This is a genomic window from Mesorhizobium humile, assembly GCF_033977215.1.
Lineage (GTDB): Bacteria > Pseudomonadota > Alphaproteobacteria > Rhizobiales > Rhizobiaceae > Mesorhizobium > Mesorhizobium humile.
Genome location: NZ_JAVIIV010000018.1, coordinates 56,530 through 81,489 on the forward strand (window position 1 = coordinate 56,530; position 24,960 = coordinate 81,489).

The window sequence follows — 24,960 nt, forward strand, 5'->3', positions numbered from 1 at the left end:
AAAAGATCAACTTAACAGCCTGAAAGGTTTAGAAAAAACCCTTGCGCTGCCACCAGCCGGCGCGCTTCGGTTTGTCTTCGGCCTTGGCCTCGCCGGACACGTTAGAGGAGACGACGGGAACAACCGGCGCGTCGACCGACTGCGGCTTGCGGCGGGTCGGATGCGCACTGGCGGCAGGCTCGGCCTCCGCTGGAGCGGCGGGCGCCGGCTCGGGCGGGGCGGCCACGGGCGCGACCTGGGCCTCGGCAACAGGCTCCGACACCGTCTCGGCCACGGTTTCCTCGGCCACCTTCTTTGCTCGCGAACGGCGGGGCTTCTTCGGCTTCTCGGCCACCTCGGCGTCGTCATTGGCGGCCGCTGGAGCGGCAGGCTGTTCGGGCGCGGCTGCCACGACCGGCTCGCCGGCGGCATCCTCGCTTTCCGCTGCTTCGTCCTCGGTGTCGCCGACAGTCTCGCCGGCAACCGCCTCCGAAGCCTCGTCCTCGCGGCGGCTGCGCTTGCCGCCGCGCTTGCCGCGCCGCCGCTTCTTGGCCGAACCGTCCTCGGTTGCCGCCGCGGCTTCATCGCCGGCGGTCACGTCCTGAGCCGCTTCTTCGATCGCATCCGTGGCATCGTCGGTTGCTTCGCCCGCTTCCGCCGGTGCCACGGCGTCGCCGGTCAGCTCACGGTCGCGATCCCTGCCGCCACGCCGCCGACGGCGCTTGCGGCGCCTGCGACCATCGCCGTCCTCGGACCGCTGCTGGTGCTGACCCTGCTGCTGCGGCTGGCGCGGCTGTTCGGCCTGCACCGAAACCTCTTCTTCCTCTTCCTCGATGACGATCTCGTCCTCGGGCTCTTCCGGCTCGACATAGGCCGGCAGGCTGCGCACCTCGACAAAGCCTTCCGGCTTTTCGGCAACGGCGCCGCGGAAGATCGCGTAGTGCTGGGTGCCGAGTGTCTCGTCGGCCTCGATCGTGATCGTCAGGCCGAAGCGGGCTTCGAGCTCCACCAGATTGGCGCGCTTGTGGTTGAGCACATAAAGCGCGGTCACGGCGGGCGTGCGCACGATGATGTGGCTGCGCGAATCCTTGAGCAGGAATTCCTCGATCGCCCGCACCACCATCAGCGCCACGGAGGAGTCGGAGCGCACATGGCCGGTGCCGCCGCAATGCGGGCAGGGCTTCATGGTCGATTCCAGCACGCTGGCGCGGATGCGCTGGCGCGACATCTCCATCAGGCCGAAATGCGAGATGCGGCCGACCTGGATACGGGCGCGGTCGTTCTTGAGGTGATCCTTCAGCCGCTTCTCGACGGAGCGGTTGTTGCGGTTCTCCTCCATGTCGATGAAGTCGATGACGATGAGGCCGGCAAGGTCGCGCAGCCTCAGTTGCCGCGCGACTTCCTCGGCCGCTTCCAGATTGGTGTGGAGCGCGGTCTCCTCGATCGAATGCTCCTTGGTGGAGCGGCCGGAGTTGACGTCGATCGAAACCAGCGCCTCTGTCTGGTTGATGATGATGTAGCCGCCGCTCTTCAGCGTCACCTGCGGCTGCAGCATGCGGTCGAGCTGCGCCTCGATGCCGTTGCGCACGAAGATCGGCGTGGTGTCGCGGAACGGCTGAACCACCTTGGCGTGGCTCGGCATCAGCATGCGCATGAAGTCCTTGGCCTCGCGGTAGCCGTCTTCGCCGGAAACCAGGATTTCGTCGATGTCCTTGTTGTAGAGGTCGCGCACCGAGCGCTTGATCAGGCTGCCTTCCTCGTAGACCAGGGCAGGGGCCGAGGACTGCAGCGTCAGGTTGCGGACGTTTTCCCAAAGCCGCATCAGGTATTCGTAGTCGCGCTTGATTTCGGCCTTGGTGCGGCTTTCGCCGGCGGTGCGCAGGATGACGCCCATGCCCTGCGGCACTTCAAGATCGGCCACGACCTCCTTCAGGCGCTTGCGGTCCTGTGCGTTGGTGATCTTGCGCGATATGCCGCCGCCGCGCGCCGTGTTCGGCATCAGCACCGAATAGCGGCCGGCAAGCGAGAGGTACGTGGTGAGCGCCGCGCCCTTGTTGCCGCGCTCTTCCTTGACCACCTGCACCAAAAGGATCTGGCGGCGCTTGATGACTTCCTGGATCTTGTACTGGCGTCGCACCGGCTTGCGGCGGTTGCGGATTTCCTCGAGCGCATCTTCGGCGCCGACCGATTCGACCTCGTGCTCGTCCGAATGCGAGGACGAGACCTCCTCCAGCATGCCGCGATCATTGTCGCTGGCGGCGGCCTCGCCGCTCTGCTCGGGCTGGTCCGTCTGCGGGACCGCTTCGGAAATCACGTCGGCTTCGACGTTCGCCGCGATCGAGGTGGGGCCGCCTTCCGATGGCTTCCCATCATCGTCGTCGGCTGATTCTTCAGCCGTTTCCAGTGCGGCGCCGACGGCCTCGGAGGTCGTTTCCGCGTTTTCCGCTTGGACATCGGCGGTCTCGCCGCCGGCATCCTCGCTTCCGACAGCCTCGGCAGCGGTTTCCTCGGTCGCTATGGCCTCTGCCGGGCTTTCCCCGCTTTCGGGGGAAGCAGCGACTTCGGCATCGTGCTTGTGCTCACCGCGGTCGCGGTTCTTGCCGCCGCGCCGCCGGCTGCGTCGGCCACCGCGATCGCGCGCCTGCTGCTCTTCGCCGTTCTCGGCCTCCTCGTCGTCTTCGTCTTCGGCTTCCTGCGCCTCGGCGCGCAGCAGGGCCTGACGGTCGGCGACCGGGATCTGGTAATAATCGGGATGAATTTCGCTGAAGGCGAGAAAACCGTGACGGTTGCCGCCATACTCGACAAAGGCTGCCTGGAGGGAAGGTTCGACGCGCGTTACGCGGGCGAGGTAGATGTTTCCTTTGAGCTGCTTCTTGTCCTGGGATTCAAAGTCGAATTCTTCGATGCGGTTACCGCGAACGACAACAACGCGTGTTTCCTCCGGGTGGGAGGCGTCTATCAGCATCTTGTTGGGCATTATTTTGTTTCCTGCCGGCAGCCGACGGCCGCAGCTGGCGTGGCAATGCCCGCCGCTGTGCGCCTGTATCTGTGTGCATGCCGGATAATTGAACGTCCGCCGGCCGCCGCTTGAGCGCAATGGCGGTGCCGCCCGCAGCCATTGTGGCGCGGTTTGATGCGGACCTTTCCATGATTGCGCTTGAAGCCATCGGCACCCAGCAGAACCTTTTGAACCAAAGCCCGGGTTGAGCCGGACCAGCTTGTTTGCTCACGAAGAGCCGGCGCGGGGGCAACCCGGCCGTTTTCCTCACGCAAGCGATTCCCCCGCCACGAGGGCACGCTTGCGAAATTCGTCGCGACCACCTGAGCCTGGAAGGGTAACGGAGCCGCCTTTGCATCCGACCTGTGGCAGGAAACTGCTGAGGCGAGCGGTTCCAGGATTGCAGTGATCCAACGTCGCTTTTATGATTTGGCGGGATGGAAGGCAACCCCGATTTCGGATGCCGGCAAAAAGCGCTTCCGCAGGGGAAGGTGTCTTTCGTCGCGCTCTCTGAAAGGCTTGGTTAACCTTCTCTGAATACCAATCGTTAATCGGGTTGGTGGCCTGACAGGCACTTTGCAAGAAGGTTGGGCGCAATGCGTCAAACCGGGAGCGACGGATAAGAGATGGGACCGGCGGGCGCCGCAGACAAGAGGAGTGGGGCCGGCGGGCATTTCCCGCGCCTGGCCTGGGCCGCCTTGCTGCTGGCTGTGTTGTTCTGCCTCACTGCCGGCGCGCATGCCGACGACCTGCTTGGCGCGACCGGCTACAAGATGGCCGGCGACGCCACGAAGATGCGCATCGTCGTGAATTTCGACCGCGAGCCGGATGTCAAATGGTTCCTGCTGCGCGGCCCCAATCGCCTGGTCGTCGACCTGCCTCGCACGCGATTCGCCGTCGACGCCAAGGATGTGAAGCCGCGCGGCCTTGTGCGGGCTGTTCGCTATGGCGATCAGGGACATGGCTCGCGCCTGATCCTTACCGGCAAGGGCCCTTTCGTCGTCGACAAGCTCGACGTGCTCAAGAATGACGACGGCAGCGGCTACCGCATCGCCATCGATATGTCGGCCGCCTCCGAGCGGGAGTTCGACGAAGCTCTCGCCAATCAGTCGCTGACCACTGGCTCGACGGTTTCGACCGAAAAGGGCGAGCGGGTCGGCACCGGACCGGTCTCGGCGCCCGGCCATCGCTTCACGGTGGTTATCGATCCCGGCCATGGCGGCGTCGATGGCGGCGCAGAAAGCTCCGCCGGCACGATCGAGAAGGACGTCACGCTCGCTTTTGCCGAGGAGCTGCGCGACAAGCTGGCCGCGGCCGGCAAATACGATGTCTTCATGACACGCGACAACGACGTGTACCTGGCGCTGGACGAACGCGTGCGCATCGCGCGCCAGCACGAGGCCGATCTCCTGATCTCCATCCATGCCGATACGATCGCCGTCAAAGGCCTTCGCGGCGCCACGGTCTACACGCTCTCGGACAAGGCCTCCGATCCGGAAGCCCAGGCGCTCGCCGATCGCGAGAACCTGTCCGACCAGTTCGCCGGAATGAAGATCGAGGACGACAACAAGGAAGTCACCGACATCCTGATCGACCTGATCCGCCGTGAAACGCATGGTTTCTCGATGAGCTTCGCCCACACGCTGGTCGGCCAGTTGTCGACCAGCGTCGGCCTTATCAACAATCCGCAGCGCTCGGCCGGCTTCAGGGTGCTCAAGGCCCCGGACGTGCCGTCCGTCCTGGTCGAGCTCGGCTACCTCTCCAACGTCAAGGATGAGGCGCAGTTGCTCAACGCCGACTGGCGCGGCAAGGCGGCGCAAAGCATAACCAACGCGGTCGCCCTGTTTGCCGCCGCCAAGGCCGGAACCGCGACGGGCGGCTGACCCGCACCCGCCCACAACCGTCGGACGTCTACAACCGCAAGCAGCGTTGCATGACGACAACACCCGGCGTTATTATTCGGCAACCGAGTCCTCAAATTTCGCGCTGCCGTATTTTGTCCACATGGTCGCGACATGGGTTTTTGATTGCGGATTGGGACCGCTCCGGGAAGCTTGCGCGGCAGGCGGCTTCGTTTAGGAAAATCCCGAACCTCGGACTGGAGCGGGCATGATTCGTCTCATCGGCTATTTCTTTGGCGTCGGCACGACGCTGGCGCTGCTGGTGGCTGCTGGTATCGCTATTTATATCAGCCATGTGGCGAAGGACCTGCCCGACTACGAGGTTCTGGCCAAGTATGAGCCGCCGGTGACGACGCGCATCCATGCCTCCGACGGCGCCCTGATGGCCGAATATGCGCGCGAGCGGCGTCTCTACCTGCCGATCCAGGCCATCCCGGACCGCGTCAAGGCCGCTTTCATGTCGGCCGAGGACAAGAACTTCTACAACCATCCCGGCATCGACATCACCGGCCTCGGCCGCGCCATAATCGTCAACCTGCAGAATTTCGGTTCCGGCCGGCGGCAGGTCGGCGCCTCGACCATCACCCAGCAGGTGGCGAAGAACTTCCTGCTCACCTCCGACCAGACCTATGAGCGCAAGATCAAGGAGATGATCCTGGCCTTCCGCATCGAGCAGGCCTATTCCAAGGACCGCATCCTCGAGCTCTATCTCAACGAAATCTTCTTCGGCTTCGGCGCCTATGGCGTCGCCGGCGCCGCGCTCACCTATTTCGACAAGTCGGTCAACGAATTGACGGTTGCGGAGGCCGCCTATCTCGCCTCGCTGCCGAAGGGCCCGAACAACTACCATCCCTTCAAGCATGCCGACCGCGCAATCGAGCGCCGCAATTGGGTCATCGACCAGATGGTCGAGAATGGCTATGTCACCCGCGAGGAAGGCGACAAGGCCAAGGCCGAGCCGCTCGGCGTCAAGCCCCGCCGCAATGGCTCGTATCTGTTCGCCGGCGAGTATTTCACCGAGGAAGTCCGCCGCCAGATTATCGCCCGCTATGGCGAGAACGCGCTTTACGAGGGCGGACTGTCGGTGCGCACGACGCTCGATCCGAATATCCAGCTCATCGCCCGCAAGTCGTTGCAGAACGGCCTGCTCAAATACGACATGCTGCGCGGCTATCGCGGACCGGTGACGCATATCGACGTCTCCGGCGACTGGGGCGTGCCGCTCGGCAATGTGAAGGGTCTCGAGGATGTTCCGGAATGGACGCTGGCCGTCGTGCTCGACAGTTCGGCGAGTGGCCTGACCATCGGCATCCAGCCGACGCGGCAGGTTTCCGGCGATCTGGTCAAGGAACGCGTCCAGGGCACCGTCAGCAAGGAAGACATGGGCTTCGCCATGCGCCACTTCGTCAACGGCAAGTCCGTCAGGGCGAAGTCCCCGGCGGAAGTGCTGGAACCCGGCGACGTGATCTTCGTGCAGAAGAATGACGGCTCCGACAATACCTACATGCTGCGCCAGGTGCCGGAGGTCGAGGGCGGCCTTGTCGCCATGGATCCGCACACCGGCCGCGTGCTCGCCATGGTCGGCGGCTTCTCCTACGCGCAGTCGGAATTCAACCGCGCCACCCAGGCGATGCGCCAGCCCGGTTCCTCGTTCAAGCCGATCGTCTATTCGGCGGCGCTCGACAACGGCTACACGCCGGCCTCGGTGATCATGGACGGCCCGATCACCATCCAGAGCGGCAACACCACCTGGACGCCGAAGAATTATGACGGCACGGTCGCGGGGCCGGCAACCTTGCGCTCCGGTATCGAGAAGTCGCGAAACCTGATGACCGTGCGACTCGCCAACGACATGGGCATGAAGCTGGTCGTGGAATATGCCGAGCGCTTCGGCGTCTACGATCATCTGGCGCCCTATCTGCCGATGGCGCTGGGTTCCGGCGAAACGACCGTCATGCGCATGGTTTCGGCCTATTCGATCATGGCCAATGGCGGCAAGTCGATCAAACCGTCGCTGATCGACCGCATCCAGGACCGCTACGGCAAGACGGTGTTCAAACAGGACGAGCGCGGCTGCGAGGGCTGCAACGCCGCCGAATGGAAGAACCAGCCCGAGCCGGAGCTGGTCGACAACTCCGAGCAGGTGCTCGACCCGATGACCGCCTACCAGATCACCTCGATGATGGAGGGCGTCGTGCAGCGCGGTACCGGCGCCACCATCGGCGAGCTTGGTCGTCACATCGCCGGCAAGACCGGCACGACCAATGACGAGAAGGACGCCTGGTTCATCGGCTTCACGCCAAACCTCGTCGTCGGTCTCTACATGGGCTACGACACGCCGCGCGGCCTCGGCAAGGGCGCCACGGGTGGCGGTCTCGCCGCCCCGATCTTCAAGGATTTCATGCGCGTGGCGCTTGACGGCAAGCCGAACACTGACTTCCAGGTTCCGGACGGCATGAAGCTCATCGCCATCAACCGGAAGACCGGCATGCGCGCCGCCGAAGGCGATCCCAACACCATCGTTGAAGCGTTCAAGCCCGGCACCGGCCCGGCCGACAGCTACTGGGTGATCGGCATGGGCGCCGATGGCTCGAACGGGTCGGGCGGGGCGCTGTCGCCGCAGGCCAACCAGGCCATCCAGGACGGCGGCGGCGGGCTTTACTGACGTCGAAATGCTTCTCGAATGGGTCGGCCAGCCGCCGGCCCATTTCGCTTTACAGGCGGCGATGCCGTGCCTATGTATCGCGCCTATTCCAAAAAACCGAAAGAACAGGACCGGACGAAGAGCCATGCGCGCGGAAACGCTCAACATTGTCGACGAGATCAGGCAGGCGATAACCCTGCTGAGGAGGCATCTTTGACTGGGATCAGGCTGTAAAGCGGCTTGAATACCTGAATTCGCGTGCAGAGGATTCCAGCCTCTGGAATGATCCGATCGAAGCGCAGAAGCTGATGCGCGAGCGCCAGGAGCTTGAGGACGGCATCGCCGCCGTCAAGGGGATGACCCAGGCTCTGGAAGACAATATCGGCCTGATCGAGCTCGGCGAAGAAGAGGGCGACGACGGCATCATCGCGGAAGCGGAGGCGGCGTTGCGTTCGATGCAGGGCGAGGCGAAGGCCCGCCAGGTCGAGACGCTGCTCTCGGGCGAGGCCGACGCCAACGACACCTATCTCGAAATCCATGCCGGCGCCGGTGGCACCGAGAGCCAGGACTGGGCCTCGATGCTCCTGCGCATGTACACGCGCTGGGCCGAGCGCCGCCGCTTCAAGGTCGAGGTGCTGGAAGTCCATGACGGCGAAGAAGCGGGCATCAAGTCCGCCACCGTGCTGATCAAGGGTCACAACGCCTATGGCTGGCTGAAGACGGAATCCGGCGTCCATCGCCTGGTGCGTATTTCGCCCTATGACAGCAATGCGCGCCGCCACACGTCGTTCTCCAGTATCTGGGTCTATCCTGTCGTCGACGACAAGATAGAGATCGACGTTTCGGAATCCGATGTCCGCATCGATACCTATCGTTCATCCGGCTCGGGCGGGCAGCACGTCAACACCACGGATTCGGCTGTGCGCATCACCCATATCGCCACCGGCATCGCGGTCGCCTGCCAGGCGGAGCGTTCGCAGCACAAGAACAAGGCCAAGGCCTGGGAAATGCTGCGCTCGCGCCTCTACGAGGAAGAGCTGAAGAAGCGCGAAGCGGTCGCCAATGCGACCGAGGCCTCCAAGAGCGATATCGGCTGGGGCCATCAGATCCGCTCCTATGTGTTGCAGCCCTATCAGTTGGTGAAGGATCTGCGCACCGGCGTCGAGAGCACTTCGCCGTCGAGCGTGCTCGACGGCGATCTCGACGAGTTCATGGAAGCATCGCTGTCGCACCGCATCGAAGGTGGTGCGGGCGAAGCGGTGGCGGACCTCGACTAGTGCATATGCGTTGCCGGAGCGGAGGAAGCCGGTGTCTCAAACACTAGCGGGAAAATGCTTCTGCGGCGCAGTTCACTATCAGGTTGCGGACGAATTTGTTTACGCGGCGAACTGCCATTGCTCGAACTGCCGGCGCGCGACCGGGTCGGCGTTCAAGCCCTTCGCCGGCATCGAGCGCGAAAAGTTCCGTCTCGTCGCGGGCGATGACAGGCTGCTGATCTTCGGCGACGAGAGCGGCCACGACGCGCATTGCGGGCGATGCGGCTCGCTCATCGATTCGTTGGTCCGCGACGGCGCCTATGTGCATGTCGCCATGGGCACGCTGGTCGACGATCCGACCATACGACCGACCGCGCACATCTTTGTCGGGTCGAAGGCGAAGTGGTTCACAATCACCGACGACCTTCCGCAGTATGATGGGCATGTTCCCGGCTGAAACGTCTGGAACCAGCTTGAGCCGAATCCCGTTGTCCGGCACCGGTTCCGTGCGGCTAACCGGTCGTTAACCAAGCCGGCGCACGTTTCTGAATGGCAGAGGCTGGCGGGAATTGTCGCATCGCCGTTGCAAGCGGTTGCTTGCGCCAGTCGAGGAATCAGCCCAGCTTTCGTGCTGGGGTTAAAAGCATTTATGGCCGGATGCGGCATATCTGCGACCGACGATCCGGCCACTGGGAAGACACGTTCCGGGAACGGGCAAGCGAAAACGCTTGATGCTCGAAAGGAATGTTTCGATGTCTGCTGCCATATCAAGATCGGCCCAAGCCGTTCGACCGGCTGGCCGACTTTTGTTCTCCCTGTTCGCTGTTGGAGCTATCTCGGTGCTGGCGCTGCCGGCCATCGCGCACGACGCCCAAGCCACGGCGGTGATGCCGCAAGGCTGGAAATATCCCTTTGCCTGCTGTGCCAACTTCGATTGCAAGGAGGTGCCGCAGTCTTCGATCAGCGAGCGGCCCGAAGGCTATGTCATAAAAGGCACGGGCGAGGTGGTGGCCTATAGCGACAAGCGGGTCAAGAATTCGCCCGACGGCGAGTACCACTGGTGCGCGCATCAGGCAGGGCTCGACGCCGGCAAGACCATCTGCCTGTTCGTGCCGCCGCCCTCTTACTAGACCTCGCGAGCTAGACCTCGCGAGCCAAACGCGAGGCGCGAGAGGGCTTCGAGCGCGCCAGCATGTCTGCCGAAGCTGCTGACAGACGGTTGTCAGGATCACTTCTTTATGTTGCCCTGCTGCCAGTGGAATCCGGGGTGGCGGCGGGCAATTGAGAGGTGAGGTGATGACCATCAAGGGAAGCTGCCACTGCAAGGCGACAACCTTCGAGGTTGCCGAGGCGCCGCGGACGGTGACGCAATGCACATGCTCGTTCTGCTCGAAGCGGGGGTCGTTATGGGCATACTATGTGCCGTCGCAATTCAAGCTCACGAGCCCGCCCGAGAATGTCTCCTTCTATCGCTGGGGCTCGAAGACCGTAAAGCACGGTTTCTGCGCCACTTGCGGCTGTGGCACCTTCACCGAAACGCCCGATTGGTCGACCGGAAAGCCGGACTTCGACAACCCGAAGATCAGCGTCAATTCGCGCCTGTTCGACGATTTCGACCTGGATAAGGTCGAGGTGGTGGTCATCGACGGCAAGAATCTGTGGTAGACGCGAAGCGGGAACGGCCGCCGAGCTTCGCAGGCCGCACTCCCGTTCCGTTTTTCGCCGCATTTCATGCTACAAGGCTGCGGAAGGGCTGATTTGGCACGGCCGAAAGGCCGTGAATTGGAGAGGGACCAATCTCATGAAGAAGACTGTGCTCGTCGCCGTGGCGACGGCTCTACTGGTGAGCGCCTGCACCACCACCGATCCGTATACCGGCGACCAGAAGGTCTCCAACACGGCGGCCGGTGCCGGCCTTGGCGCGCTGGCGGGCGCCAGCCTCGGTCTGCTGGCCGGCGGCAATGACCGCCGCAACGCGTTGATCGGCGCCGGCATCGGCGCGCTCGCCGGCGGCGCGATCGGCGCGACGATGGACCAGAACGAGGCCGAGCTTCGCCGTCAGCTGCAGGGCACCGGCGTCAGCGTTACCCGCAGCGGCGACCAGATTATCCTCAACATGCCGTCCGATATCACCTTCAACGTCGACCAGGACGCGGTGAAGCCGGGCTTCTATCCGGTGCTGAATTCGGTCGCGCTGGTGCTGAAGAAGTTCCGCCAGACCACGGTGGACGTTTTCGGCCATACCGACTCGACCGGCGGCGATCAGCACAATTTCGATCTGTCGCAGCGTCGCGCGCTTGCAGTCGCCAATTACCTGTCCGGCCAGGGCGTCGATCAGCGCCGCTTCGCAGTCACCGGCTTCGGCAAGACGCGCCCGATCGCATCCAACGCGACGGCCGCTGGCCGCGAACAGAACCGGCGCGTCGAAATCCAGCTGTCGCCGCTCACGTAAGACGAACCGCGCCGGCAGCATAAGTCCATCAATAAAAAACGGCCCCGCATGGGGCCGTTTTTTATTGGCTCGGGCCAGGGATGGGTCGAAAGTCTTAGGACATTAGCTTTTTCTAATTGATACTTTTCTAGAACCGGTGAAAGGACTACCATCTTCGTGTTCCAGAGGGGATGGGGTGGTCAATCGGCCGCGCAATCAACATCTGCCGCCCCGGTCTTGCACGGCCAGATCAAGGGAATCTGGGAGGAATTCATGACAAGAACAGCTCGTTTGGGGCGCTGCGGCGTCCTTGTTTTGACTGGCCTTTTGGGCGCATGGCTTGGAGCCGCCACGGCCCAGGCCGAGGACGCCAACAAGGCCGACATCGAGGCCTTGAAGAAGTCGCTGGCCAAGTATGAAGACTACACGGCAGCCGTCCGCGACCTCTATTTGTCGACGGTCGGCTGCGTCCACTATAGCGGCGAGAAGATAGACGGCGCCATGTACTATCCGAAGGGCGCGATGGGCATCCATTTCGTCAACGTCCCGAGCATCGGCAAGCCGCTCGATCCTATGAAGCCCAATGTCCTGATCTACGAGCCAACCAAGAAAGGTCTCAAACTGGTCGGCGTGGAATGGCTGGTGCCGTTGACGCCGGACGTGAAGGAAGCTCCGAAGCTGTTCGGCCAGAAATTCATGGGGCCGATGGAAGGACACTACCCGCTCATCCCGAGGGAGTTTGTCCACTACGACCTGCATGCCTGGCTGTTCAGGGACAATCCGAACGGCATGTTCACCCCGACGAACCCGAAGGTGACATGCAACAGGGCCGACTTCCCGATGCTGGAGAAGCCGACCAAGATGATGCCTGGGCCGATGTAGGGCACGGCGAGCAAACGGTACAAAAACGAAACGGCCCCGGTCGGGGCCGTTTCATTCTGCCGTAGCGGTCCGGAACTCAGACCTTCGCGACGATCCGCATGAAGGCCGGCACGTCGTCGCCGAAGCCGACGGTTGCGTCGTCTTCTTCCTGACGATGGCGGCCGGGGCGGTCGCGCTGCGGACGGGCGTCGCCGCGCTGCTCGTGATGGTTGCCCGAACCCTTGCGCTCGTTCTCGGAACGAATCGCGTCCTTGCGGGCGCGGCGTTCGGCGATATCGGCCACTTCAGCGACAGGCTGCTCTTCGCGCGCCGCATCGGGCGTCTCGTCGCGCTTGGCGTGACGGTCCTTCTTGCGCTCGCCGCGTTCTTTGCGATCGTCCTTGCGGTCCTCGTCCTTGCGGCCGGCCCGACGCGGCGCGCCGCGGCCGCGCCGCGGCTGCTCCTCGCCCTCGCTTTCGGTCACGGTCGACAGGTCGCCGTCATGCCACTCGATCTTGGTGCCGATCAGCCTTTCGATGGCATCGACGTATTTCGTGTCCGAGCGCGTCGCGATGGTGAAGGATTTTCCGGAGCGGCCGGCGCGGCCGGTGCGGCCGATGCGGTGGACATAGTCCTCCGCGTGGATCGGCACGTCGTAGTTGAAGACGTGGCTGACATCGGGAATGTCGAGGCCGCGCGCGGCGACGTCGGACGCAACCAGATAACGCAACTTGCCGTCGCGGAAGTTGGCGAGCATCTGCATGCGCGCCCGCTGATCCATGTCGCCATGCAGCGCGCCCGCATCGAAATCATATTTCAGCAACGAGCGGAAAAGCTCCGACACCTCGATCTTGCGGTTGCAGAAGATGATGGCGTTCTTCAGCTCGGCGTCTTCGGCCTTCATGAGATTGCGCAGCGTCTCGCGCTTGTCCCAGGGTTTTGAGCCCGACTTGACCAGCCGCTGGATGATGTTGGTTGCGGCGGATGCGGCCTTGGAAACCTCGACGCGAACCGGCGCGTGCAGGAATTTTTCGGTGAGCTTGGTGATCTCCGGCGGCATCGTCGCCGAGAAGAACAAAGTCTGGCGCGTGAACGGGATCATCTCGCAGATGCGTTCGATATCCGGGATGAAGCCCATGTCGAGCATGCGGTCGGCCTCGTCGATGACGAGGATCTCGACGCCGTTGAGCAACAGCTTGCCGCGCTCGCGGTGGTCGAGCAAGCGGCCGGGCGTTGCGATCAATACGTCGGCGCCACGCTCGAGCTTCTTGTCCTGTTCGTCGAAGGAGACGCCGCCGATCAAAAGCGCGATGTTGAGCTTATGGTTCTTGCCGTATTTGATGAAGTTCTCCTCGACCTGCGCGGCCAGCTCACGGGTCGGTTCGAGGATCAGCGTGCGCGGCATGCGGGCCCGCGCTCGGCCCTTTTCCAGGCGCGTCAGCATCGGCAGCACAAAGGAAGCGGTCTTGCCGGTGCCGGTCTGGGCGATACCCAGCACGTCCTTGCCGAGCAGCGCATGCGGGATGGCGCCGGCCTGGATCGGCGTCGGCTGGGTATAACCGGCATCGGTGACTGCGGAGAGGACCTTCGGCGACAGGCCGAGGTCCGAGAATGTCAATGCTTCTTGAGCGATCGTGGTGTCTGAGGACAAGTGTTTGTTGTCTTTGTTGGTTGGGAAAATCGCGACACAGGAGCCGCGACAGGCGCCGCGCGCCTGCAAGATCGGTGTTGCAGTTAGGCGCAAGTCCTCGATTTGTCAACAGAAACGGACGGAAATACAGCGATTGTGAAGACGTAACCTTAATCGCGATGCTTAATCGAAACAGTATCGCCGCGCCGGCTCAGTAGCGGAACTGCTCGGCAAGGATACGCTCGTTCCATGAATGGTTCGGATCGAACAGCAAAGTTGCCGTCGCCGTCGGCGATTCCCGCACGGTGATGGAGGCCACCGCCTTGACCTCGGTGTGGTCGGCCGCGGCATTCACCGGGCGCTTTTCGGCTTCCAGGATGTCGAAGCGTATGGTCGCTTTGTTGGACAGCAGCGCTCCGCGCCAGCGGCGCGGCCGGAAAGGGCTCACTGGCGTCAGCGCCAAGAGCGGCGCATCAAGCGGCAGGATCGGCCCATGCGCCGACAGATTGTAGGCGGTGGAGCCGGCGGGCGTGGCGATCATCACGCCATCGCAATTCAGCTCCTCCAGCCGCACCTGTCCGTCGACGGTGATACGGATCTTCGCCGTCTGGTAGGACTGGCGCCACAGCGCCACCTCGTTGATGGCCGGCGCCGAAACGGATTCGCCGTCATGTGTCACAGCGACCATTTCCAGCGGGCGGATCGTCTCGGCGACCGCGGCGGCGATGCGCTCCTCGAGGCCGCCGGCGCGATATTCGTTCATCAGGAAGCCGATGGTGCCACGGTTCATGCCGTAGACCTTCTTGCCCGTGCTCATCGTGTCGCGCAGCGTCTGCAGGAGAAAGCCGTCGCCGCCAAGCGCAATGATGATCTCGGCCTCCGCGACTGGCACCTGCCCGTAGCGCGCCGACAGGCTTTCCAGCGCGGCGCGGGCGTCGTCGGTATCGGAAGAAACGAAGGCGAAACGGCTGGCGGCTTTGCTCATGGCTCCCGGAGGGCGACCGTCTGCGGGGCCGCGCCGGCGACGGCGTAGCATGCGCCGCCCATATCTGTGAAGGGCGCGGCGCTGGCCGGTGGGTTACACCCCGGCAATCGCGCTTCGTGACAGTCGCGACATGAATGTGATGGCTGCTATGGTTAAGACGAAGCTTAAACACTCGTAAAGCCGGATCGTTCATGTTAGCCGACAGGAGATGGGTTGGCGGGGGCTGGCCAGTCGAGAGACCTGTCTATTGCCGGTAACGCGTCTGATCATAGTCTTCCTGATGATGGGAAGTTTCGCGCTCATGTTCGCCGAATTGGTGCGCCATTCGGAAGAGATGAGCCAGCGGCCGCAGCCGACGGCTTCCCGTTGCGGCGACGCTACGGGAACACCTTGTCCGCAAAGGGCGCTGTAAGCTTCGCTTCCCGGATCGCTCAGCCGCCCCGCAGGTGGCAGCCGGCCTTGCGTTTGCCCGCGACATACTCGTCGATGAGTTGGCGGTAGCGCACCTTGCCGAAGCTCGGAAAATGGCCGCCATGTACGACCGAGACATCGAGGTCGCGCATGGCGAGCAGCGTCCCGACATAGTCCTCGATATCGGAGTGATAGACGTCGTCGATCAGCGGCCCGTCATAGACGATGTCGCCCGACAGCAGGATGCCGGTCTTCCTCTCATAAAGCGCGATGCCGCCGGGCGAATGTCCCGGTGTGTGGATGACCTCGAAGGCGCGGTCGCCGAGATCGACGACATCGCCGTGCTCGAGCAGCCGGGCCGCCGGCGCGGGCAGGATGCGGTAGCGTGCCGTATCCCAGCCTTCTGGCGCGCCATCGAACATCTCCTCATTGGCGTAACGGTCAGCGACCGTCCATTCGTTGCGGGGATCGGCGAGGATTTGCGCTTCGGCGGTATGCACGCAGCGGTCCGGGAATTCGTGATGGCAGCCGATATGGTCGAAATGCGTGTGGCTGGCGACGCAGGTGAGCCTGCGCTCGCTGACCAGCGGCACGTGGTGCCGCAGGCTGAAATGGCCGAGGCCGGTGTCGAACAACAGGTCGCGGTCGCGCCCGCGCACATGCCAGATGTTGCAGCGGAAGAACGGCTTTATCCAGGGTTCATGGATGAGCGTGATATTGTCGCCCATGCGGATGGTTTCGTACCAGTCCGCAGCGCCGATGACCGGAAGCATACCCATGGATCAGTCCGCCAGCAGGATGATGTCTTGAGCGTTGCATGAAACCGGGACCGTGTCGCCTGCCTGGACGGTGGCGGAAGCGGGAGCCTTGGCGATAAACTGCAATGCCGGGTCCTGCATCGAGATGGCGAGCACGCGCTTGAAGCTGCCCTGGAAGACGACATCGCCCACCTTGGCCATGCCCAGCGCGACATCGCCTTTCGCGTCGCCGAGAACGAGATGCTCCGGCCGGATCGCGAGCGCGAGAGTGGTGCCGGCAGGTGAAGCGCCGGGCAGTGAAATCGACCCCACCGCCGTCGAGGCCGTGACGATCCCGTTCCTCGCCTCGGCCACTGTGCCGGCAAGGAGGGTGCTTTCACCCATGAAGGTGGCGGAAAAGCGCGTTGCCGGCCGCGCATAGACCCGCTCGGGCGGGCCCTCGTCCTCGATGCGGCCGTCATTCATCACCACGCAATGGTCGGCGAGCGCCATCGCTTCTTCCTGGTCGTGGGTGACATGGATGAAGGCGGTGCCGACGCGCTTCTGGATCGCCTTCAACTCGTCCTGCATCTGCCGCCGCAGCTTGAGATCCAGCGCGCCGAGCGGCTCGTCGAGCAAAAGCACCGCCGGCTCGATGACCAGCGCGCGGGCGAGCGCCACGCGCTGGCGCTGGCCACCGGAAAGCTGATGCGGCTTCTTGTCGAAGGCGGTGGCCAGTCCGACGAGGGCCAGCGCATCGCGCGCCTTCGCCGCCCGCGTCGCGCCATCGACGCCCTGCATGCGCAGCCCGAAGCCGACATTGCCGCCGACGCTCATATGCGGAAACAGCGCATAGTCTTGGAACACGGTCGTCGTCGGGCGCTTGGCCGGCGGCACGGCCGTGCAATCCTGGCCACGAATGAAGACCTTGCCTTCGCTTGGATTGACGAAGCCGCCGAGGATCGAAAGCAAGGTCGTCTTGCCGGAGCCCGAGGGGCCAAGCAGGATCGTGTAACTGCCTGGTTCGATCGCCAGCGAAACGTTCTTCAGCACCGGAAGCTGGCCGAAACGGTGCGAGACGCTGCGGATATCGACCAAGGGTGCGCTCATGCCGGCTTTCTCCGCAACAGCGTCAGTTCGAAAAACACCACCAGGACGATGGAGACGGCAAAGACCAGCGAGCCGACGGCATTGGTCTTGGGGTTGAGGCCGGAGCGCAGCAGGTTCCAGATCTCCACCGGCAGCGTCGTCTCGAAACGGGTGAGCAGGAAGGAGATGACGAACTCGTCCCAGGAAAACGTCATCGACAGGAAGAAGCCGGCGAAGATCGCCGGCGCCATCACCGGCACGGTGATCATCAAAAGCACCTTCCATTCGGCGGCGCCCAGGTCGCGCGCGGCGCGCTCTATGTTGATCTGGTGATCGCCCATCTGGCTGTAGATGATGGCGAAGCAGAGCGGCAGGTTGATCACGACATGGCCGATGCCGGCCGCAAGCAGCGATTTCGGCACGCCGGCCCAGTTGAACAGCACCAGCAGGCCCATGCCAATGATCAGATAGCTGATGGTGAGCGGCAGCGTGATCAGCCCGCGCAGGATGGCCGAGCCCGGCAGCACGAAGCGCGCGAAGCCCCAGGCCGAGAGGAAGCCGAGCGTGACCGAAGCAAGCGAGGATAGCACCGCGACCAGCAGCGAGTTGACCAAGGCCGAGGTGAGCCGCGCATCGGAGAGCACCGCCTGGTACCAGCGCAGCGACGGCCCGGTGAAGGGCGGGATCGGGAAGGAGGTGGCCTGCAGCGAAAACAGCACCAGAACGACCACCGGCAGGAAGATGAAGCCGTAGACGGCGATGGCGTAGACCCAGGCGGCGAGGCGGACGGCGGCGCGCATGGTCAGGCCCGCTCGATCTTCAGCCAGCGGGCGCAGGCGAGATAGGCGATGGTGACGACCGCCATCAGGATGATCGACAGCGCTGAGGCCAGCGGGAAATCGCCGCGGCGGCCGATCTGCATCATGACGAGCTGAGGCATGACCAGCTCGTTGTTGCCGCCCAGGATCTGAGGCGTGATGTAGTCGCCGATGCAAAGCACGAAAGTGAGGAAGGCGCCGACCATGATGCCGGGCAAAGTCAGCGGCAGCACGACATGCAGGAAGGTGCGCACTGGCCCGGCGCCGAGATCGGCGGCAGCCTTGCGGTAGCTCGGGCTGAGCTGCTTGAGGTTGGCGAAGATGGTCAGCGTCAAAAGCATGACGAAGAAGTGCACGAAGCCGGTGACGGTGGCGAAACGCGTGTTGGCGAGCTGCAGCGGCTCGCCGATCAGGCCGACGCCGGTCAGCGCCCGGTTGATGACGCCGTTCTGCGCCAGCACCAGCAGCCAGGAATAGGAGCGTACGACATAGGAGGTCCAGAACGGCAGCACGGCCAGCATCAGCGCCAGCCGCTGCCAGCGTTCCGGCACCATCTCGGCAAGGATCCAGGCAAAGGGATAGGCAAGCAGGATCGAAACCACGGTGACGATCGCCGTGACCTCCAGCGAGTTGACCATCGCCCGCCAATAGGACGGGTCGGTGAAGAACTGGCTGTAATTGGCTAAAGTGAAGCCGCCGCCTTCATGCGCCGTGAGGCTGGAAAACCCCATGGCGATGAAGGGCAGCACGAAGAATGCACACGTCCATGCCAGCGCCGGCGCGACCAGCGCCCAGGGCAGGGCACGCGACTTGTTTCCCGCGAACGCCATCGGCCGATCTACTGCGCCTGCAGCATCCCGGTCCACATGTCCTGCATCTTCTTGTCGAGATCGGCGTTCGGCGCCGGATAGGCCTGGGCGCGGGCAAGGAAGCCGGGCTGCTCGTCGAAGCGCAGGATCTTCTTCTGCTCATCGCTCAGCGCTGCCTTTTTGTTCGCTGGCATGCCCCAGTAGCAGGACGAGGTGGCAAGCCGCGCCTGGCCCTCCGGGCTCATGATGTACTGGATGAATTTCAGCGCCATGTCCTTGTTCTTGGAATCCCTGAACATGGCGAGCGACTGCGACCACAACACCGCGCCTTCCTTCGGGATCGAGAAGTCGAGCGCCGGGTTTTCCTTGGCAAGACCGGCCGTCACCCATTCGCCGCCGCCGACCAGTATGTCGACTTCGCCGGTGGCCAAGGCGGTCTGGCTGGCGGTGACCTCGCCGACCAGCTTGGCGTTGGCCTTCATCTTGAGGAGTTCGGCCTTGAGAGCGGGCAGGTCGGCCTCGGTAAGGTCGGCCGTCTTCTTGCCTATCGCGAGCGCCGCCATGCCGATCACCGGCAGGTAATAGTCGTAGATCGCGACCTTGCCCTTGTATTTGTCGCTGGTGAGCGAGGCCAGCGACTGCATGTCGGCCGGATCGACCTTGGTCTTGTTGAAGCCGATCGTGTTGTAACCGAACTTCTCGGTGATGCCGTAGCGCTTGCCGTCGACGATTGTGGACTTGTCCATCTTCACTTCCGGGAAGAGGTCGGCGAAGGGCAGCTTGTCCCCGGGCAACGGCTCGAATAGGCCCTTCTCGACGCCGCGCGGCACGTCGATGCTGTCGATCACCATCACGTCCCAGTCACCAGGCTGCGACTGCTCGACGATGGCGAGGCCTGCGCCCGTGCCTTCGAATTCCTTGACGTTGACCTTGACGTCGTTGGCCTTCTCGAAAGGTTCGAGCAGCGCCGGATCTGCATGGTCGCACCAGATCAGCGCGTTGAGATCGGCAGCCTGGGCGCCGCCCGCCGCGAGCAGCAATGCGGCCGCCGCGCAGGCGGATGCGAGGTTGGACTTCAGGGTGGAAAGCGGAGTCCGGGCATTGATGGTCATCGAGTGTTCTCCCTGCCTAGCTGGCTTGTTGGAAGAAAAGTTGAACCAATTCTAAAATTGAGTCAATTATGATTTTGTGGCAGGGAGGCCGATATGAGCGGATTGCGCGAACGACAGAAGGCGGACCGGCACCGCCGCATCATCGATGCGGCGACGGCGCTGTTCCGCGAGGCCGGCTATGAAGGCGCCAAGATCGAGGCGATCGCCGCGCAAGCGGAAGTCTCGATCGGCACCATCTACAATTACTACCAGAACAAGGGCGACATCCTCGGCGCCATCGTCTCGCTGGAAGTCAACGAGGTGCTGAATGCCGGGCGAGGGGTGGTCGCCAGCCCGCCGGCCAATGTCGGCGACGCGCTGGACACGCTGATCGGCATCTATATCGAGCACTCGCTGAATTATCTCAGCAAGGAGATGTGGCGCCAGGCGATGGCGATCTCGACGCAATTGCCCGACAGCCCCTTCGGCCAGGCCTACACCGCGCTCGACCGAGACCTGACCGAGCAGATAAGCGCGCTGATCGCGCGCCTGCAGCACATCGGCCTAGTGCGCCCGGACATCGACGGCCCGGCGGTAGGCGAGCTGATCTTCAACAACATGAACATGATGTTCATCGAGTTCGTGAAACGCGACGAGGCGAAGATACCGGAGCTGCGCGCGGCGATCCGAAGGCAGAACAGGGTGCTGGTGGCGGCGATTGGAGTGTAAATGCCTTGGCCCTGACGGAAGCGGCCCGGCCGTATAGCTGGACAAGCCGAATCCTTGGCGAAAGTAGGATCAGCGTGGCATCGACGGCAATGCACCGGTCGTCGCGACAAGGTCCTGTCTCGCGTTCGGCCATGTGCGGCGGAAGATCATTGCCATGAAGACGATCATCGCGATCTGTCCGACAGGAATGAAAGTCGTCATGGTCAGGTCGCGGGCCAACAACGGTGTGGCCCAGACCACCGCAAGGATCGATTTCTCCCAGGGCGCAAAACCTGTTTCCAATCCATGGGCGATAAAGAAAGCCAGCGCCGGCCCGAGCAGCATCATGTCGTAATCCAGCGCATAGGGTGTCGACAGAAGAGCGCCGGTCATCAAGGCGGCCGCCGCCAGCCGCTGGTCGACGCGGGCGAACCACATCCAGGCGACCATCGCGGCACAGCCCAAGGTGGAAACAGCCTGCACGCCATAAGCGAGCGGAATCGAGCCGCCCCACATGCGCACCGCTGAGAAAACCGTTTGAATCTTATACCAGCCGGTTGCGCCTTGTTCGGAAATGACGACGCGCGAGAAATGCATCATGTCGAAGAAACCGCGCCAGGTTTCCCAGCCGAAGGCCCACGCCGTTCCCAGTGTCATCGCGACAATCGTTGCGCCCGCGGCAACGATCGCGCGCCAGTAGCCACCAGCCAGAAGCGCGATGGGAATGAGCAAACCAAACTGCGGTTTGTAGGCAAGCAAGCCGAACAGGATCCCGGCCACGACCGGCCGTCGCTCCAGCGCCAACAATGCCAGAGCCATCAAGCCGGCACTGAGGAAGCCGTTGTGTCCATGACCGATATTGACGAAGACCGCGGGAAAAGCCGCCGCCACCAACAGGCAGTCCTGGATGGGCGCAATGCGACGTACCGCCACCAGATAGAGCAGCAAGGTCGATGCCTGCCACAACAGCAGCGACAAGGCATAGGGGAGCAGGGCGAAGACCGCCGCGACGACCAGGAAGTAAGGTGGATAGCCCCAGTGAAAGAAGCCCGACGTCGGCGAGAAATAGTCTTGCTGCCGACGTTGGTGCGCCACGTTGTCGAAGGGTTCTTCCGGATGGCCTTCAAGCACGAAGCGCCCCGCCGTCCAGACTTGCGAATAGTCAGTACCCAAGGGACGATCAAAACGATCGACGCGCCCGTTCGAAGTCGCAAATAGGAAGACCATCAACAGGACGTAAAAGGTCAGCAAAGTGACGGAGATCATACGGACCCGTTCCCGGGTCAGCCAATCGCCAGTGCGCAGATGTCCGAGCATGATCTGGGTCCAGCGTCGGCACGGCCGACAGCCAAGACTGCACCGTTTTGCCTAAGATTCTGTTGACGGGTCAAACTCGCGGAAAGCCCCGCTGCGCTTCTGCGCCAAAATGGCGCGCTGCATCGACTGGGTCATTTGCGCTCGCCGGAACAAGAGTTTTCTCGGGGCGAACGGGCGCAGGATGGTGCCCCCGGCAGGGATCGAACCCGCGACCTTCGGTTTACAAAACCGCTGCTCTACCAGCTGAGCTACAAGGGCACGGCGCTCCGGTAGCACATTTCGTGCGCCAGTAAAGACAAAACTCCGTTTTGGGTTGCTAATGGACCGCAGCCGAGCCGGCATCCTGAAAATCCGTGCGCCGCTTCCTACATCTCATACAGGTGCAATCGCATCGAACGGGGTGCCGCCATGATCAGATTCGTCATCATCCTGCCGCTCATCGTCGTGACCTGGCTTCTGCTGGTGAAGGCCGTCAGCGATCTGAAGAAGGCCAATATCGACTGGACCGGCGTCGCCACCTTCGTCGGCTTCATCGTGCTGGCCTTCTGGCTGAGGCATGTCACGGGAATGGGGTGAAGGGAGTGAGTAGGGAGTAGTCGGTAGTGAGTAGGATAGCCAGCTAGTCACTGCTCACTACTCACTACCGACTACTAACTCGAAACCCTCGAACCTTTTGCCGTTTCGCCACCGATCTCCATCATCATCATCATGGCAGGGTGGTCATCATCCTTTGACGCCTAAACCTGTTGCTTTCGAAGGGCGGCCTCGGCCGCCCTTTTCATTTATTACGCAACCTGGCCGGCGGCCGACCGGCAACAGCCGCCGGCTGCTCCGGAAAAAATCAAAAAATCTTCGAACCTTTTTGCGCGTCGACGCGACCCATGTTCAAGAGGCGGATGGTTCGCCTCTCCAACGAAATCAAGGAGATCGTCATGTTCAAGCGCACCATCGTTTCGGGCCTCATCGCCACCACCGTCGCAGCCGGCTCGCTCGTCGGCACGGTCCAGCCTTCGGCGGCTCACAACCATCACAACCGCGAACTCGGCATCGGCATCGCCGCGGGCGTCGGCGGCTTCGTCCTCGGCAGCATGCTTGCCCAGCAGCAGCCCCGCACGGTCTATGTCGAGGAAGACGGCGGCTATGAGGGTTCCTGGCACGTCCGCCGCTGCATGGCCCGCTACGGCAGCTACGATCCGGATTCGAACACCTACATCGGCTATGACGGCTACCCGCACTATTGCCATCTGTAAGAGAAGGCGGGCCAGGAAAGAGGGGCTGCACGCGGCCCCTTTTCTTGCGTTTGAGCGTTAGACGCTAGCCTGATTGGGTCGATTTGAAGCGGACTACTTTCCTGCCTCGCCGACTTAGGAATTGGGCTTCAGCTCCGGCATCGCCAATCCCGCCGCCTTGCAGGCGCCGCTGACCGAGACGTCGTTTATCGCGACGAGTTCGAAGCTGTTCCCGGTATCGGGATAGATCTTGCCGATGAAAGGCTCGTTGCCGCCGGGAGAGCCCTTGTCGTCCACATAGCCGCACACCACGATTTCGTGGCGGCCGTTCAAACTGCGCTCGCCGGCAAGCATCGTTCCAAATTTGGCGGAGATGGGGTTTTTCAAATGCTGGCGGACGCCGGCGGTGATGATCTCTTCCATCGCCAACGAGATCGGAACGGGGTCGACCAGCGGGTTGCCGCTGGGGCCAGCTATGGGCTCGACCGGCGCCGGTGCCGCCGCCACGCATCCGCAAAGCGAAGCGGCGGATAGGAGGTAAACTGTTTTCCGCATCCGTGCCCTTTCGCATGCATCCCGACGCTCCGGCAAGACGTTCAAGCCCGGCGGTCCGGCCTGGCTAACGCCTGGGGCTCCTGCCAAGCAACCAGCGATGTACAGCGATTTTGCAAACGATTAGTCTGGCTTTGGCGCCAAGGAGGGTGGCATGGACCAGCAGGATCCCAAGGAAGAACGGGTCGAACCGGTTTTCCGCAACGGCACCATCACCATCGTCGGCATCCTGCTTGCGTTTTCGCTAGGCTTCATCACGCATTGGGCGGCCAACCCGATCCCCTGGCAGACCTACCATCTGATTGCCGTCCTGCCGATCTTGGTCGGTATTGCGCTGCAGATCCGGGCGCTTGCCATTCTGCTCGACATCAAATCCCTCCAGCGAAGCATTCATGACCGCGCCAGTCGGATATTCATCGCCGGCCTCATCTTGGCGGCCTGTGGCGTTGGGCTGGCCATCCTGCTCGATTTCTTCGACATTTCGGCTAAGAGCGCCTTGCCGGGCGCGTCCTAATACGCTTTCACGCCGCCGATCATCTTCGTCACCTCGACCGCCGCGTCGCGCACCATCGGACCGATCTCGGCCAGCCGCTCGGGCGTGACCCGCACCGTCGGGCCGGACACCGAAACGCCGCCGATCGGCTCGCCATATTCGTTGAAGATGGCGGCGGCCACGCAGCGCATGCCGGGGTGGCGTTCCTCGTCGTCGACCGACCAGCCGCGGCGCTTGATGGTCGCAAGGTCGTGCGCCAGTGCCGAGATGTCGGAGAGCGTCTTGTCGGTGTAGCGCTGCAGGCCTGCCTTGCGCAGGATGGCCGCGACCCGTTCCGGCTCGAGATGCGCCAGCACCGCCTTGCCGATGCCGGAAGCATGGAAGGGGCTGCGCGTGCCCGGCCGGAAGAAGGCGCGGATCGCCTGATGTGTCTCGACCTGGCTGACGAAGACGACGCAATCGTCCTCGGCGACACCCAGATTGGCGGTTTCGCCGGTCTTTTCCATCAGCTCCTGCATGACGATGCGGGCGCGGTCGACGAGCTTGCGCCGGCGCAGGAAGGCCGCGCCCATGCGGTAGGTCTCGACGCCGACCGACCAGAGCTGGTCGGTTGTGTCGAATTCGACCATGCCGTGGTTCTCCAGCGTCGTCAGCATGCGATAGGCGGTGGAGGCGGCAATGCCGCTTTGCGCCGCGATTTCGCTGAGCGACAGGCCGCTGGCCTCGGCGACAATCGCGAGGATCCGCAGCGCCCGGTCGAGCGACTGCACCGACGCTGCTTCGGATGGACCGTTGAAGGCGCGCGGCCGGCCGCGCTGGCGTTTTTCCGTCGTTTCCATGGGCGGCATTCTCGCCGATTTGACGCTGGATGCAATGAAAAAGTTTTTCAGTGGTTGTCGCTGCGGGTTTTCTGGAAAACGAAAAATGAAATTAAATCAGGTAGTAATCGGTGTTTTCTATAAATGAAAAAATATTCTGAAAAAATTGAAAAATCAAAAGCGCGCTGTCACTATCAAGCCAA

The 24,960-nt window shown here is 62.9% G+C and carries 23 protein-coding genes and 1 tRNA gene; 12 read left to right on the forward strand and 12 right to left on the reverse strand.

The window, feature by feature from the left end:
• Positions 1-28 precede the first annotated feature (28 nt).
• Positions 29-2,956 (reverse strand): Rne/Rng family ribonuclease, encoded by a 2,928-nt coding sequence (locus RFM52_RS23980; RefSeq protein WP_320298014.1) that lies wholly within the window; start codon positions 2,954-2,956, stop codon positions 29-31.
• A 647-nt stretch (positions 2,957-3,603) separates the two neighbouring features.
• On the opposite strand from RFM52_RS23980, the gene RFM52_RS23985 reads away from it, so the two are divergent.
• The 8 genes from RFM52_RS23985 to RFM52_RS24020 all read left to right on the forward strand — a co-directional run bounded on the left by RFM52_RS23985 (position 3,604) and on the right by RFM52_RS24020 (position 12,091).
• Positions 3,604-4,860, forward strand: coding sequence for an N-acetylmuramoyl-L-alanine amidase (locus tag RFM52_RS23985; RefSeq protein WP_320298013.1), 1,257 nt, complete (start codon positions 3,604-3,606; stop codon positions 4,858-4,860).
• A 226-nt stretch (positions 4,861-5,086) separates the two neighbouring features.
• Positions 5,087-7,543: a penicillin-binding protein 1A gene (locus RFM52_RS23990; protein ID WP_320298012.1), complete on the forward strand. Its 2,457-nt coding sequence runs from the start codon at positions 5,087-5,089 to the stop codon at positions 7,541-7,543.
• A 124-nt stretch (positions 7,544-7,667) separates the two neighbouring features.
• A protein-coding gene (prfB, locus tag RFM52_RS23995) for a peptide chain release factor 2 (RefSeq protein ID WP_320298011.1) occupies positions 7,668-8,799 on the forward strand; the annotation gives its coding sequence in 2 pieces (ribosomal slippage) (positions 7,668-7,733 and positions 7,735-8,799; 1,131 coding nt in all).
• 31 nt (positions 8,800-8,830) lie between these two features.
• Entirely contained in the window at positions 8,831-9,235 is a 405-nt protein-coding gene (locus RFM52_RS24000; protein ID WP_320298010.1) for a GFA family protein, read from the forward strand.
• A 295-nt stretch (positions 9,236-9,530) separates the two neighbouring features.
• Complete coding sequence (locus RFM52_RS24005; RefSeq protein WP_320298009.1) at positions 9,531-9,908, forward strand: hypothetical protein; 378 nt, start codon at positions 9,531-9,533, stop codon at positions 9,906-9,908.
• Between the two features lie 166 nt (positions 9,909-10,074).
• The gene (locus RFM52_RS24010) at positions 10,075-10,443 is read left to right on the forward strand and encodes a GFA family protein (RefSeq protein WP_140829676.1); all 369 of its coding nucleotides are present in this window, start codon (positions 10,075-10,077) and stop codon (positions 10,441-10,443) included.
• A gap of 136 nt (positions 10,444-10,579) precedes the next feature.
• Positions 10,580-11,230 carry a YiaD family glycine zipper/OmpA-like lipoprotein gene (locus RFM52_RS24015; protein WP_320298008.1) on the forward strand — a complete coding sequence of 217 codons (651 nt, stop codon included), beginning with the start codon at positions 10,580-10,582 and terminating at the stop codon, positions 11,228-11,230.
• Positions 11,231-11,482: 252 nt separating this feature from the next.
• On the forward strand, positions 11,483-12,091 hold the full coding sequence (locus RFM52_RS24020; RefSeq protein ID WP_320298007.1) for a hypothetical protein: 609 nt from the start codon (positions 11,483-11,485) through the stop codon (positions 12,089-12,091).
• 76 nt (positions 12,092-12,167) lie between these two features.
• On the opposite strand, the gene RFM52_RS24025 is transcribed toward RFM52_RS24020, so the two are convergent.
• The 7 genes from RFM52_RS24025 to RFM52_RS24055 all read right to left on the reverse strand — a co-directional run bounded on the left by RFM52_RS24025 (position 12,168) and on the right by RFM52_RS24055 (position 19,661).
• Entirely contained in the window at positions 12,168-13,721 is a 1,554-nt protein-coding gene (locus RFM52_RS24025) for a DEAD/DEAH box helicase (protein WP_320298006.1), read from the reverse strand.
• A 190-nt stretch (positions 13,722-13,911) separates the two neighbouring features.
• Positions 13,912-14,685: an NAD kinase gene (locus RFM52_RS24030; protein ID WP_320298005.1), complete on the reverse strand. Its 774-nt coding sequence runs from the start codon at positions 14,683-14,685 to the stop codon at positions 13,912-13,914.
• A gap of 431 nt (positions 14,686-15,116) precedes the next feature.
• Positions 15,117-15,875 carry an MBL fold metallo-hydrolase gene (locus tag RFM52_RS24035; RefSeq protein ID WP_320298004.1) on the reverse strand — a complete coding sequence of 253 codons (759 nt, stop codon included), beginning with the start codon at positions 15,873-15,875 and terminating at the stop codon, positions 15,117-15,119.
• A gap of 3 nt (positions 15,876-15,878) precedes the next feature.
• Positions 15,879-16,943 (reverse strand): ABC transporter ATP-binding protein, encoded by a 1,065-nt coding sequence (locus tag RFM52_RS24040; protein ID WP_320298003.1) that lies wholly within the window; start codon positions 16,941-16,943, stop codon positions 15,879-15,881.
• Positions 16,940-17,722 (reverse strand): ABC transporter permease, encoded by a 783-nt coding sequence (locus tag RFM52_RS24045; protein WP_320298002.1) that lies wholly within the window; start codon positions 17,720-17,722, stop codon positions 16,940-16,942. The genes RFM52_RS24040 and RFM52_RS24045 overlap by 4 nt, the downstream gene beginning before the upstream one ends.
• 2 nt (positions 17,723-17,724) lie before the next feature.
• Positions 17,725-18,570, reverse strand: a complete 846-nt coding sequence (locus RFM52_RS24050) for an ABC transporter permease (RefSeq protein ID WP_320298001.1) — start codon at positions 18,568-18,570, stop codon at positions 17,725-17,727.
• Positions 18,571-18,578: 8 nt separating this feature from the next.
• Positions 18,579-19,661 (reverse strand): polyamine ABC transporter substrate-binding protein, encoded by a 1,083-nt coding sequence (locus RFM52_RS24055; protein ID WP_320298000.1) that lies wholly within the window; start codon positions 19,659-19,661, stop codon positions 18,579-18,581.
• Between the two features lie 93 nt (positions 19,662-19,754).
• On the opposite strand from RFM52_RS24055, the gene RFM52_RS24060 reads away from it, so the two are divergent.
• Positions 19,755-20,369: a TetR/AcrR family transcriptional regulator gene (locus RFM52_RS24060; RefSeq protein WP_320297999.1), complete on the forward strand. Its 615-nt coding sequence runs from the start codon at positions 19,755-19,757 to the stop codon at positions 20,367-20,369.
• Positions 20,370-20,438: 69 nt separating this feature from the next.
• Here RFM52_RS24060 and RFM52_RS24065 read toward each other — a convergent pair whose 3' ends face one another.
• Positions 20,439-21,665, reverse strand: a complete 1,227-nt coding sequence (locus RFM52_RS24065; protein WP_320297998.1) for a glycosyltransferase family 87 protein — start codon at positions 21,663-21,665, stop codon at positions 20,439-20,441.
• Positions 21,666-21,847: 182 nt separating this feature from the next.
• Positions 21,848-21,923: transfer RNA gene (locus tag RFM52_RS24070), tRNA-Thr, on the reverse strand.
• Positions 21,924-22,073: 150 nt separating this feature from the next.
• Here RFM52_RS24070 and RFM52_RS24075 point away from each other — a divergent pair.
• Both RFM52_RS24075 and RFM52_RS24080 read left to right on the forward strand, forming a co-directional pair.
• Positions 22,074-22,241 (forward strand): hypothetical protein, encoded by a 168-nt coding sequence (locus RFM52_RS24075; protein ID WP_278202583.1) that lies wholly within the window; start codon positions 22,074-22,076, stop codon positions 22,239-22,241.
• A gap of 305 nt (positions 22,242-22,546) precedes the next feature.
• Positions 22,547-22,915 (forward strand): BA14K family protein, encoded by a 369-nt coding sequence (locus RFM52_RS24080; RefSeq protein ID WP_320297997.1) that lies wholly within the window; start codon positions 22,547-22,549, stop codon positions 22,913-22,915.
• 114 nt (positions 22,916-23,029) lie between these two features.
• Here RFM52_RS24080 and RFM52_RS24085 read toward each other — a convergent pair whose 3' ends face one another.
• Positions 23,030-23,317, reverse strand: coding sequence for a hypothetical protein (locus RFM52_RS24085; protein WP_320297996.1), 288 nt, complete (start codon positions 23,315-23,317; stop codon positions 23,030-23,032).
• Positions 23,318-23,600: 283 nt separating this feature from the next.
• Between RFM52_RS24085 and RFM52_RS24090 the strand changes: the two genes are divergently transcribed.
• Complete coding sequence (locus tag RFM52_RS24090) at positions 23,601-23,960, forward strand: hypothetical protein (RefSeq protein WP_320297995.1); 360 nt, start codon at positions 23,601-23,603, stop codon at positions 23,958-23,960.
• Here RFM52_RS24090 and bhcR read toward each other — a convergent pair.
• The gene (gene bhcR, locus RFM52_RS24095) at positions 23,957-24,778 is read right to left on the reverse strand and encodes an HTH-type transcriptional regulator BhcR (protein WP_320297994.1); all 822 of its coding nucleotides are present in this window, start codon (positions 24,776-24,778) and stop codon (positions 23,957-23,959) included. The two genes, RFM52_RS24090 and bhcR, sit on opposite strands and share 4 nt — an antisense overlap.
• Between the last annotated feature and the right edge of the window lie 182 nt (positions 24,779-24,960).